The organism is Bacillus sp. SORGH_AS_0510 (genome assembly GCF_030818775.1).
Taxonomy (GTDB): Bacteria; Bacillota; Bacilli; order Bacillales; family Cytobacillaceae; genus Neobacillus.
The window spans coordinates 235,698-248,074 of the sequence record NZ_JAUTAU010000001.1 but is presented as its reverse complement, the minus strand read 5'-3'; the positions used below and the strand labels follow the sequence as shown (position 1 = coordinate 248,074).

General features: G+C 39.6%; 11 protein-coding genes. 1 reads left to right on the top strand and 10 read right to left on the bottom strand.

What is annotated here, in order from left to right:
* Nucleotides 1-197 precede the first annotated feature (197 nt).
* The 10 genes from QE429_RS01365 to rpmH form a co-directional block, all read right to left on the bottom strand.
* Entirely contained in the window at nucleotides 198-1,052 is an 855-nt protein-coding gene (locus QE429_RS01365; protein WP_307283098.1) for a ParB/RepB/Spo0J family partition protein, read from the bottom strand.
* Nucleotides 1,045-1,806, bottom strand: a complete 762-nt coding sequence (locus QE429_RS01360) for a ParA family protein (RefSeq protein WP_307283095.1) — start codon at nucleotides 1,804-1,806, stop codon at nucleotides 1,045-1,047. Before QE429_RS01360 ends, QE429_RS01365 begins: the two co-directional genes overlap by 8 nt.
* 445 nt (nucleotides 1,807-2,251) lie before the next feature.
* Nucleotides 2,252-3,115 carry a nucleoid occlusion protein gene (gene noc, locus QE429_RS01355; RefSeq protein ID WP_307283093.1) on the bottom strand — a complete coding sequence of 288 codons (864 nt, stop codon included), beginning with the start codon at nucleotides 3,113-3,115 and terminating at the stop codon, nucleotides 2,252-2,254.
* 270 nt (nucleotides 3,116-3,385) lie between these two features.
* Nucleotides 3,386-4,102, bottom strand: coding sequence for a 16S rRNA (guanine(527)-N(7))-methyltransferase RsmG (gene rsmG, locus QE429_RS01350; RefSeq protein WP_307283091.1), 717 nt, complete (start codon nucleotides 4,100-4,102; stop codon nucleotides 3,386-3,388).
* A gap of 66 nt (nucleotides 4,103-4,168) precedes the next feature.
* A complete protein-coding gene (gene mnmG / locus QE429_RS01345) occupies nucleotides 4,169-6,055 on the bottom strand; it encodes a tRNA uridine-5-carboxymethylaminomethyl(34) synthesis enzyme MnmG (RefSeq protein ID WP_307283088.1) in 1,887 nt (628 codons plus the stop codon).
* 36 nt (nucleotides 6,056-6,091) lie between these two features.
* Nucleotides 6,092-7,477, bottom strand: a complete 1,386-nt coding sequence (gene mnmE / locus QE429_RS01340; protein WP_307283085.1) for a tRNA uridine-5-carboxymethylaminomethyl(34) synthesis GTPase MnmE — start codon at nucleotides 7,475-7,477, stop codon at nucleotides 6,092-6,094.
* Nucleotides 7,478-7,963: 486 nt separating this feature from the next.
* Nucleotides 7,964-8,587: an RNA-binding cell elongation regulator Jag/EloR gene (gene jag / locus QE429_RS01335; RefSeq protein WP_307283082.1), complete on the bottom strand. Its 624-nt coding sequence runs from the start codon at nucleotides 8,585-8,587 to the stop codon at nucleotides 7,964-7,966.
* Nucleotides 8,584-9,357 carry a YidC family membrane integrase SpoIIIJ gene (gene spoIIIJ, locus QE429_RS01330; RefSeq protein WP_307283080.1) on the bottom strand — a complete coding sequence of 258 codons (774 nt, stop codon included), beginning with the start codon at nucleotides 9,355-9,357 and terminating at the stop codon, nucleotides 8,584-8,586. The genes jag and spoIIIJ overlap by 4 nt, the downstream gene beginning before the upstream one ends.
* Nucleotides 9,358-9,416: 59 nt before the next feature.
* Complete coding sequence (rnpA, locus tag QE429_RS01325; RefSeq protein ID WP_307283076.1) at nucleotides 9,417-9,758, bottom strand: ribonuclease P protein component; 342 nt, start codon at nucleotides 9,756-9,758, stop codon at nucleotides 9,417-9,419.
* Nucleotides 9,759-9,911: 153 nt separating this feature from the next.
* Nucleotides 9,912-10,046 carry a 50S ribosomal protein L34 gene (rpmH, locus tag QE429_RS01320; RefSeq protein WP_063255153.1) on the bottom strand — a complete coding sequence of 45 codons (135 nt, stop codon included), beginning with the start codon at nucleotides 10,044-10,046 and terminating at the stop codon, nucleotides 9,912-9,914.
* A gap of 910 nt (nucleotides 10,047-10,956) precedes the next feature.
* On the opposite strand from rpmH, the gene dnaA reads away from it, so the two are divergent.
* A complete protein-coding gene (gene dnaA / locus QE429_RS01315) occupies nucleotides 10,957-12,303 on the top strand; it encodes a chromosomal replication initiator protein DnaA (protein WP_307283074.1) in 1,347 nt (448 codons plus the stop codon).
* Nucleotides 12,304-12,377 lie beyond the last annotated feature (74 nt).

Below are 12,377 nucleotides of genomic sequence, written 5' to 3'. Positions count from 1 at the left end.
GTCTGTTGATTTCCGTTCCAGGCGCGAGCGGTTCGTGCGGGTTTCGGCGAGCCTCCTCGGCGAAACCCGCCTGTGGGGTCTCCCCTGAACCATACTCCCACAAGAGTCTTCGCGCCTTCCGCTCCAATCAACAGGTGTGTTAAATAGCGTAAAGCTTTAACCTAGCCTATAAAAAAATAAACCATCCTGGAGATGGTTTATAAGGTTTCCTCGCGATCTAGCATTTCTAGGATTCGCTCGAGATCCTCTTGAGAGAAAAATTCTATTTCAATTTTACCCTTATTTTTGTTCTGTTTAATGTTTACTGTGGTTCCAAAGCGCTCACGAAGAACATGCTCCCGTTCTTGGAGGAAGACATCCTTTTTCTTTTCCGGCTTCTTTGTTTCACGTGAAACATCTTCATTTAATTGCTGAATTAATTTTTCTAACTGACGGACATTTAGCCCCTCGTTCACGACCTTTTCCACGACAGTTGGCAATTTTGCTTTCTGTCTTAGTCCAAGTAAGGCACGACCATGTCCCATCGTAATTTTCTCAGCCGAGATTAGTTCCTGGATTTTCTGCGGAAGCTGGAGCAGACGGATATGGTTAGCAATATGTGGACGGCTTTTTCCTAACCGCTTTGCTACTTCTTCCTGTGTGAGCTTAAGCTTCTCCATTAATGTTTGGTAGGCTTGTCCTTCTTCAATGGGATTTAAATCTTCCCGTTGTAAATTTTCCAGTACCGCTAACTCCATCATCTGCTGCTCAGATAACTCACGAACAACGGCCGGGACAGTTTCCAATTTCGCTTCTTTTGCTGCACGGAAACGACGTTCACCTACGACAATTTCATAGCCCTTAATACTTTTTCTAACCACGAGAGGCTGCAGAATTCCATGTTCAATGATGGAATCTCTTAATTCATCGATGGAGTCTTGATGGAAGGTTTTTCGCGGCTGATAAGGGTTTGGACGCAGTTCTTTCAGCTTGATTTCTTGGACTGCCTCTTCCTTCCCAGGTTCAACATTCGCAAAAAATGCATTCAGGCCTTTTCCTAAACCTTTAGCCATTCGATACCACTTCCTTTGCTAAATCCAAATATACTTCCGCTCCGCGGGATTTTGAATCATACGTAATGATGGGTTCCCCATGGCTTGGAGCTTCACTTAGACGCACATTTCTTGGAATGATGGTTTTATAGACTTTATCTTGAAAATATTTTTTTACTTCTTCAATAACTTGGATCCCGAGATTCGTTCTCGCATCGAGCATCGTTAGTAATACACCTTCAATTTTTAAATCCTGGTTCAAATGCTTTTGTACCAGTCTTACCGTATTTAATAATTGACTGAGTCCTTCTAACGCATAGTACTCACATTGTACTGGTATAATCACCGCATCAGAGGCAGTTAAGGCATTCAAAGTTAGTAATCCTAAGGATGGAGGACAATCAATAATAATATAATCAAATTGATCCTTCACTTCTCCAAGAGCACGTTTTAGGCGAACTTCTCGTGAAATAGTAGGAACTAATTCAATTTCAGCCCCTGCTAGTTGAATAGTTGCCGGAATGGCATATAAATTATCAACGGATGTTGATTTAATAACATCCTTTGCTTCCACATCATCTACTAATACATCATAAATACATTGTTCAACTTCTGCCTTTTCAATTCCAACCCCGCTTGTTGCATTTCCCTGCGGGTCAATGTCTACTAATAAGACACGTTTCCCTATGTATGCTAAGCAGGCTCCTAGGTTGACGCTTGTAGTCGTTTTGCCGACTCCGCCTTTTTGGTTTGCGATTGCAAGGATTTTGCCCACGTTGTCACCTACCTTAATTCTACAAAAATTTTAATCTTCCATTCTATTAAAAGTCATTATTATTAATTATCCAACATCTATAAAGGAATGTAAAATTCCATTCCTTTATTTTAACATGAAATGATTTCGTTGTTATTTATTTTCTAAAAATATTCCAATGTATAATATGGATATATTTTACAATAATTCAAATAAAGAATATGTCCAATTAAAGCATGCACTTTAACATTGTCTGTTGATTTCCGTTCCAGGCACGAGCGGTCCGTGGGTGTTTCGGCGAAACGCGCCTGTGGGTCTCCAATGAACTATACTCCCACAGGAGTCTACGTGCCTTTCACTCCAATCAACAGGATGCCAAATTAACATTGGATATATAAAAGTCAAATATAATTCCAATAAAAAAAGAACCAAACTTGTCCGGTCTGGTTCTTCACGCCATGTTCAGTTATTTTTTCTTTGGAATACGAATAGTGAATTGGTAGAATTCGTCGAATTCTTCTTCTTCTGCGTCCAGGTTGATTCCGCTGTCCGTTACCATGGATAATGATTGGCGAATCGTATTCACAGCTATTCTCATATCTTTACTAAAAGCCTTCCGTTTCGGTTTTGGCTTTTCATTTTTTTGTTCTAGCATTCTGACAACGCGTTCTTCTGTTTGCTTTACATTAAAATTTCTTTCAATCACTTCTGCTAAAAGCATGACTTGTTTTTCCGGATCTTTTAATGGTATAAGTGCACGAGCATGGCGCTCGGTAATCACTTTATTAAGCAAGGCTTCTTGAACAGGCTGTGGTAATTTAAGAAGGCGCAGCTTATTGGCAACGGTTGATTGTCCTTTACCTAGTCGCTGAGCTAATGCCTCTTGTGTCAAATTGTGAAGCTCAAGCAGCTTTCCATAGGCCACTGCTTCTTCAATAGGCGATAATTCTTCACGCTGAAGGTTCTCAATAAGTGCAACAGAGGCTGTTTCAGTATCCGATAGATTTTTAACAATTGCAGGTGCTTCGGTCCAGCCAAGCTTTTTCATTGCACGCCAACGGCGCTCTCCTGCAATAATCTCAAATTTATCGATCTCAAACTCTCTGACAACAATTGGTTGAATAATCCCATGTATATGAATAGTTCTTGATAGTTCTTCGATTTTCTCTTCGTCAAATACCGTTCGAGGCTGGAACCGATTAGCCACAATCTGGTCGATTGGTATTTTTCTTATTTCCTCGTTGCGTTCGATATCGATCTCTTGCTCAAGCTCTACCGCTTGTTCTCCCTTATCGCCGAGGCCAAAAAAGCGTGTAAACGAATGCTTCATCCCCAACACCACCTTTACGAAACTCCCTATTACTTATTCTCTATACCCATAATCTCTTCCTGCCTAGGATACCATTTTTATAGAAAAATTGTTAGCTTGACAAAATAATTTTACCATACCATACTTGTTGATTTCCGCTCCAGGCACGAGCGGTTCGTGGGTGTTTCGGCGAGACTCCTCGGCGCAAGCGCCTGCGGGGTCTCCCCTGAACCATACTCCCACAGGAGTCTTCGTGCCTTCCGCTCCAATCAACAAGGTGCTTAACAGTATCTATTCAATCGGTGATTTTCCTGGTGTTCCCGGTTTCCGAGGGTATTTCTTTGGCGTTTGTTTTTGCTTTTTAATAATTAAAATATTCCGTTCACTCTCTTCTAATGGAAGGGTAAAGGTAAATACCTTTTCCAACTTTCCACCAAGAGTGGTGATGGCTTTTTGGCCCACTTCTAACTCATCCTTCGCATGCGCTGCCTTCATGGCAATAAATGTTCCGCCTACTTTAGCTAAAGGCAAACAAAGCTCACTTAAAACAGACATTCGAGCGACAGCTCTTGCTGTCACCACGTCAAAGGACTCCCGGTAAGTCGGATTTACTCCGAAGGTTTCCGCACGGTCATGGACAAAGTGCACATTTTCTAACTGTAAAACATTTGCAAGATGATTTAAGAATGAAATCCGCTTGTTCAATGAATCCACGATGGTGACCTCAATATGAGGATACACAATTTTTAATGGAATGCTTGGAAATCCTGCACCTGCACCTACATCACAAAGATGAAAGGGCTTCGTAAAGTCAAAATAAAACGAAGCAGCGATAGAATCATAAAAGTGTTTTAAATACACCTCATGTTTTTCAGTTATTGCTGTTAAATTCATTTTTTCATTCCACTCGACAAGGGTTTCAAAATACGTTTGAAACTGATCAAGCTGCTTGTCCGTAAGGGTGATCCCCTTTTCCGCAAGGCAAGTTACAAATTGTTCAATATTCATAAACAAATTTCCTCACTAACTATTCAAGCCCCAGCAATGCATGGGCATGCTGGGAGCTCTTCATTATTATTCATGAACTTTGGCAATCCGGCCTTGCTCTAAATAGACAAGGAGGATTGAAATATCGGCAGGATTTACCCCAGAAATACGAGAGGCCTGAGCTATGGATAATGGTTTGATTTGCTTTAGCTTCTGTTTCGCTTCTGTCGCTAAGCTGTTAATTGCATCATAATCAATATTTTCAGGAATTTTCTTGTTCTCCATTTTCTTTAAGCGTTCTACCTGCTGTAGTGATTTTTCAATATAACCTTCATACTTAATTTGAATTTCTACTTGTTCTTTTACATCAGTATCTAATTCAATGTCACTCTTTGTCAGTTGTTCAACTAACTCATACGTCATTTCAGGTCTTTTTAGCAAATCGGCCGCATGAATACCATCCTTAAGCTCACTGCCGCCCACACTTCGAATAACAGCTTGGACTTCTGCAGATGGCTTTAAAATAATGGACTGTAGACGTTCCTTTTCTGCTTCAATGGCTCCCTTTTTGGCTAAAAATGCTTCATAACGGTCATCGCGAATCAGGCCAATTTTATGACCAATTTCAGTCAGCCTTAAATCCGCATTATCGTGACGTAATAATAGACGGTATTCTGCACGAGACGTTAACAAACGGTATGGTTCATTTGTCCCCTTCGTAATCAGATCGTCAATTAATACTCCAATATAAGCATCAGAACGGCTAAGCACTAATTCTCCCCGATCTAATGCTTTAAGCCCCGCATTGATCCCTGCCATGATTCCTTGGCCTGCTGCTTCCTCATAACCGGATGTTCCGTTAATCTGTCCTGCTGTATATAAATTTTTCACAACTTTTGTTTCTAGAGTCGGCCAAAGTTGCGTAGGAACAATTGCGTCATACTCGATGGCATATCCGGCTCTCATCATTTGAGATTCCTCTAACCCAGGTATCGTTTTAAGGATTCGATGCTGGACATCTTCTGGCAGAGAGGTCGATAACCCTTGAACATAGACTTCCTTCGTATTTCTTCCTTCTGGCTCAAGGAAGATTTGATGACGAGGTTTATCATTAAAACGAACCACTTTATCCTCAATCGACGGACAATATCTTGGACCTGTCCCCTTAATCATTCCAGAGAACATTGGGGAACGGTGTAGATTATCATCGATTAATTGATGTGTTCGATCGTTTGTATAGGTCAACCAGCATGGCAACTGATCGGTAATAAATTTTGTCGTCTCGTAAGAAAATGCCCTTGGCTCTTCATCGCCCGGCTGTATTTCCGTTTTACTATAATCAATCGTATTTCCATCTACACGAGGTGGTGTACCTGTCTTGAAACGGACTAACTCAAAACCAAGTTCCTCTAAGTGTTCAGACAGCTTAATGGATGGTTGTTGATTGTTTGGACCGCTGGAATACTTTAATTCACCCAGAATAATTTCCCCGCGAAGGTAAGTTCCAGTGGTGATTACAACTGTTTTTGCAGAATAGGTGGCTCCAGTTTTTGTGACGACCCCTTTTACCATTCCATCTTCAACAATTAAATTTTCAACCATACCCTGAAGTAATGTTAGGTTTGGTTCTTCTTCGAGTGTTTTCTTCATTTCATGTTGGTAGTCGAATTTATCTGCCTGCGCGCGTAAAGCACGGACCGCAGGACCTTTTCCAGTGTTAAGCATCCGCATTTGAATATAGGTTTTATCTATATTTCTCGCCATTTCACCGCCAAGTGCGTCGATTTCACGCACCACAATTCCCTTTGCTGGTCCACCAACAGATGGATTACAAGGCATAAAGGCAACCATATCTAAATTAATGGTAATCATTAATGTTTTTGCGCCAAGTCTTGCAGCGGCAAGGCCTGCTTCGCAGCCTGCATGTCCAGCCCCAACGACAATGACATCATAACTTCCTGCTTCGTATTGCATGTTGTTCCTCCTTTTCCGTCATAACGGAAACATAGCTTATTTCCCTAAACAGAACTGTGAAAATAGCTGATCAATTAAACTTTCATGAACATTTTCACCCGTGATTTCCCCAAGTAGTTCCCATGTTCTTGTTAAATCAATTTGAACGATATCAATTGGAGTACCTGCTTCTACTCCTTCAATCGCCTCTTCAATGGCATGAAGACTTTGGTTTAGCAATGCAATATGACGACTGTTTGAAACATAGGTGATATCACCTGCTTCGATGGATCCTGCAAAGAACAATGAGGCAATCGCTTCCTCGAGCTCATCGACACCCCGTTCTTCCAACAAAGATGTCGTTACAATTTTATGTCCCTCAGCAAGCTGCTGCACTCGTTCCATATCAATGTGTTGTGGGAGATCAGTTTTGTTAATAATGACAATAACGTCCATTCCTTTAACAACCTCAAATAGGTTTTCATCCTCTACTGTCAGCTTGTCGGAGTAGTTCAATACCAGTAGAATTAAATCGGCTTCCTTTAATACCTGACGTGAACGTTCCACACCGATCCGCTCCACGATATCTTCTGTTTCCCTGATACCCGCTGTATCCAGTAATCTTAATGGTACTCCACGGACATTCACATATTCTTCAATGACATCACGTGTGGTCCCAGGAATATCTGTTACAATTGCTTTATTTTCATGAACGAGGCTATTAAGTAATGACGACTTTCCAACGTTCGGACGTCCGACAATAACCGTAGATAAACCTTCTCGTAAAATTTTTCCCTGTTGCGATGTTTGGAGGATCTTTTGAATTTCTTCCCTTACAAATGTCGCTTTTTCAATCAACATGTGATGCGTCATTTCTTCTACATCGTCATATTCTGGATAATCTATATTTACTTCGACGTGTGCAAGAATTTCTAAAATCTCCTGACGAAGTCGGCGAATTAAATTAGAAAGGCGACCTTCCATTTGACCGAGAGCTACATTCATCGCTCGGTCAGTTTTTGCCCGAATTAAATCCATTACCGCTTCTGCTTGGGATAAATCAATCCGTCCATTTAAAAATGCTCTTTTTGTAAATTCACCCGGTTCGGCTAACCTAGCCCCATTATTAAGTACATGCTGTAATACTCGATTAACAGACACCATCCCGCCGTGACAGTTAATTTCAACAACATCCTCTTTCGTAAAGGTTTTCGGCCCCTTCATGACTGAAACCATTACCTCTTCAATCACTTGATCGCTTTTTGGGTCAAATAAATGTCCGTAATGAATGGTGTGTGATGGCATATCTAGAAGCCTTTTCCCGCCAACACCTTTGAAAAGCTTATCTGCAATTTGAATGGCATCATCACCACTCAATCTGACAATCGCAATAGCACCCTCTCCCATTGGCGTAGAGATGGCTGCAATCGTATCAAACTCCATGTTCTTCACCTCACATAAAGAAATTCATCTATATATCAATCGGAAATTTTTTCTCAAATTATTAGAATACCACAGGAATCCCCGTTAAAAAAGCAAATCAATTATCCACAGTCAAAAAAATGTCTATTTATTATTTTAACTTATCCACATGTGAATAACAATAAAACGAAAACTCAAAGTTAGTTATTAACATTCATCTATTTAAAAGTTTTTTTAAATTTGTCTGTTGATTTCCGCTCCAGGATCTTTGCTACTAATAAGCTGGCCAATTGGATTGCCTCCTTAGAAGAGCAATAAATAAACGGAATTTTTCCGGTTATTCAAAGAAAAGTGCTCTATTTTTGCGTTTTAAAAACAAATAAGCGGAATTCTTCCGTCTATTTATTAGGACGAACCTTAAAAAAGGTATCCAAAAGCAACCATGCCTTAGAAAAGAGCCTAAAAAAAAGACACCCTATAAAGTAGGATGTCTTTTACTAAGAATGATTATCTTCTGACGGGATTAATCACCACATAACGATGTGGTTCCGCTCCATCAGAGGATGTTTTAACACGTCTGTTTTCAGACAAAGCGGTATGAATGACTTTTCGCTCATAGGAAGGCATAGGTTCTAAGGAAACTTCTTTTCCCGACTTCACTGCCTTCTGGGCTAGACGATGGGCAAGTTGAATCAATGTTTCATTTCTTCTGTTTCGATAATCTTCAGCATCTAAGATGACATTTAAATATTGCTTGGAAAAGCGATTAATCACTAACTGGGTCAAATATTGCAATGAATTTAATGTTTGACCTCTTTTTCCAATCAATAAAGCAATCTTTTCTCCAGTCATCACAAAAGTAACATTTTTACCCTCACGTCTGATTTCAATTTCTGCCGGTGCCCCCATTTGCTCACTTACTTGTGACAGAAATTTCTTTGCTTCTTCGATTGGATCAATGATTACAGTTACTTTTACGACAGCTGGCCGCGAGCCGAAAATTCCAAAAATCCCCTTTTTACCCTCATCAATAATGTCAACATCTGTGCGGTCTTTGGTGGTATTCAATTGAGCTAAAGCTGATTCTACTGCTGCTTCGACAGTTTGTCCTGTAGCAGTTACCTGTTTCACTTTTTTGCTCCTCCCACATTACCGGTGGCGTTAGCCCTTAAATCCGGTCCTTTAATAAAATAGGTTTGAACAATCATGAAGATATTACCAACAACCCAGTACAATGAAAGAGCTGCCGGGAAACTAAATGCAAAGAAAACAATCATGATTGGCATCATCCATACCATCATAGCCATTTGCGGATTTTGCTCTTGACCTGCCATCATCATTTTTTGCTGAATAAAAGTGGTAATACCTGCAATAATCGGCAAAATATAATATGGGTCCTTTTCGCCTAGATCAAACCACAAGAAACTATCAGAAGCAATTTCACGTGTTCTTGAAATAGCATGATAGAAACCAATGAGAATTGGCATTTGGACAATGAGTGGAAAACATCCTGCCATAGGATTTACTCCATGTTTAGAAAATAACGCCATCGTTTCTTGCTGCAATTTTTGCTGTGTCTTCTGATCTTTAGAACTATATTTTTCACGAAGGGCCTTCATTTCTGGCTGAAGAGCCTGCATCGCTTTAGAGCTTTTCGTCTGCTTGATCATTAGTGGCAAAATAGCAAGTCGAATTAGAATTGTAACGACTATTAGCGCTAACCCATAGCTTCCGCCTAATAAATGGGCGCCTTCTTTAATCAACCAGGACAGTGGATAGACAATATATTCATTCCAAAACCCTGTACTTTCTGAAGTAATCGGCTTTTTAATTTCACTACATCCGGTTAAAAACAAAAAGACAGAAAGCATACCGAACAAAAGAAATATTCGTTTTTTCAACCAAATTTTCCTCCTTGCCAATATATTAAATTTTTTATGTATATTTACTTGGTATTTTATCATTTCCTAAGTACTTTTCCTACCTTAAGGACATGGGTCAAGCTTTTTTTCACTTCAAAAAAGTCCATTTCTGCTGTTGGCTTTCTTGCAATGATAACGTAATCATTTCCTGGAGCAAGCTGTTCATTCAATTCAAAGATAGATTGTCTTACATACCGTTTAATTCTATTTCTTGTAACAGCATTTCCAATCTTTTTGCTGACAGACAACCCGATACGGAAATGATCTTGGTCAGCCTTTTCAAGGGCATAAACGACAAATTGCCGGTTGGCAAATGAACGTCCTTTTTGAAAGGCTGCTTGAAATTCTTTATTTTTTTTCACACGAAACTCTTTTTTCATCGATTTAACACCTACAGTCTCTAATTGGCTAAGGCTCGGTTCTTTTAGTTTCTACTATAACCATTCCTGCTTTTCCTAATCTAAAGGGGAAGATCAACTAATGGCTGTCCTCCCCTCTGATTAGAAAAAAGACCACTGAGACGTTTCAGTGGTCTAAGCTGATAATACTTTTCTTCCTTTTTGACGACGACGAGCTAGAACCTTACGTCCATTTGCTGAGCTCATACGACTGCGGAAACCGTGAACTTTACTATGTTTACGCTTATTTGGTTGATATGTTCTTTTCATTATATGACACCTCCCTGAGGAATAGCTGACAATTCTAAACGACAGTCTTACTTATTATAAAGACGTCTACTCCAAATTGTCAACTCCTCTCCAATTATTGTTTCCTATTTCCAGTTTTTTTCGAACATGAATTATAGATATTCCAGAAATTCTATCAAAGAAAGGTTCTTTTAAAGATGTCTGTTGAGCTCCGCTCCAGGCGCGAGCGGTTCGTGGGTGTTTCGGCGAGCCTCCTCGGAGAAACGCGCCTGCGGGGTCTCCCCTGAACCATACTCCCACAGGACATTGAATAAGTTTCATCGAGTTAACACCGCACGAAGGAAATGCGTTAGCATTTTCGAGGATCTTCGCGCCTTCCACTCCAATCAACAGGTGCGGCAATCAGTTAGGACTGGAACATACTCTAACTCAAAAGTTTCTATGTGGATATTTTTTCGACAGTTTTTTCGTTATCCACACAACATATTGACAGGTTTTGCACAAATCATCTACTTGTGGACAATTTTTGTGCACACATTGTTGCGCTTGTGGATAAACCAGTAAAAGGCATTGCACCATAAGCAATTATTTGATATTATATTTGTGTTTTCACTCTGAATAACTTTATCCCCAAATTACGTTATCCACAAATTGTGGATAAGGTGTGGATAGTTTATCCAAGCACTATGTAGAAACTTGTCCACAAGGGGTGGATATTGTCGAAACTCCACATTTATTCCTTATTATATGTTTTTCCACAACCAGTGTTTCGTATATTTATAAATTAATAGGTTGTACAACTTGTATAACCCTTGTTTTTTCTCGCGGAACTTAGTCAATAGATTGCCCGGTTGCTAAGAAATACTCAGTAGTAACTATATTTTTGGGAGTTAGACATAATTAAAAAAATACAATTAAGGAGGGATACTAGTTGGAAAATATTGCGGATCTTTGGAATGCTGCCCTGGCCAATATAGAGAAAAAGATAAGCAAGCCTAGCTTTGATACTTGGCTTAAGTCTACAAAGGCCCATTCCCTTCAAGGTAATTTGCTTATCATAACAGCACCCAATGAATTTGCGCGTGATTGGCTGGAAGAGCGATATTCTCAGTTAATCTCTGGGATTCTATATGAAATTACCGGAGAAGAACTATCTGTAAAGTTTATTATTCCGCAAAACCAGAATGAAGCAGAAAATGATGTGCAATTACCGCCAAAAAAGGTAAAAAAAGAGGATGACCCTGGAGATTTTCCTCAAGGTATTTTAAATCAAAAGTATACATTTGATACATTCGTTATCGGTTCTGGTAACCGTTTTGCCCATGCAGCATCTCTAGCAGTTGCTGAGGCGCCAGCAAAAGCCTATAATCCTCTATTTATTTACGGAGGTGTAGGATTAGGAAAAACCCACTTAATGCACGCAATTGGCCATTATGTTTTAGATCATAACCCTCAAGCAAAAGTGGTGTATTTATCATCCGAAAAATTCACAAATGAATTCATTAACTCAATTCGTGACAATAAAGCCGAAAATTTCCGCAATAAATATCGAAATGTCGATATTTTACTTATAGATGATATTCAATTCTTAGCCGGAAAAGAATCAACACAAGAAGAATTTTTCCATACATTTAATGCTTTGCATGAAGAAAGCAAACAAATTATTATCTCTAGTGACCGGCCGCCAAGAGAGATCCCCACATTAGAGGATCGTTTGCGCTCCCGCTTTGAATGGGGCTTAATTACGGATATTACTCCACCTGACTTAGAAACAAGGATTGCTATTCTTCGGAAGAAAGCAAAGGCAGAAGGATTAGATATTCCAAACGAGGTCATGCTCTACATCGCTAATCAAATCGATTCGAACATTCGTGAATTAGAAGGGGCATTGATTCGAGTAGTTGCCTATTCATCCCTAATCAATAAGGATATTAATGCAGATCTTGCTGCAGAGGCATTAAAGGATATCATTCCAAGCTCTAAGCCTAAAGTGATTACCATTCATGAGATCCAACGGATTGTTGGAGAGCACTTTAGTATTAAGCTAGAGGACTTTAAAGCGAAAAAACGGACAAAATCCGTTGCCTTTCCAAGACAAATTGCTATGTATTTATCTCGCGAATTAACGGACTACTCGCTGCCTAAAATAGGAGAAGAGTTCGGTGGACGCGACCACACAACTGTCATTCATGCGCATGAAAAAATTTCAAAACTTCTTCAAACAGATGCGCAATTGCAAAAACAAATGAAAGAATTAAATGATCTGTTAAAGGTCTAATTATTTTTTTTATTTTTTTCTGTTGAAAAATGTGAATAACTTCTTAGTTGTTTTACACAGTCTGTCCACATGTG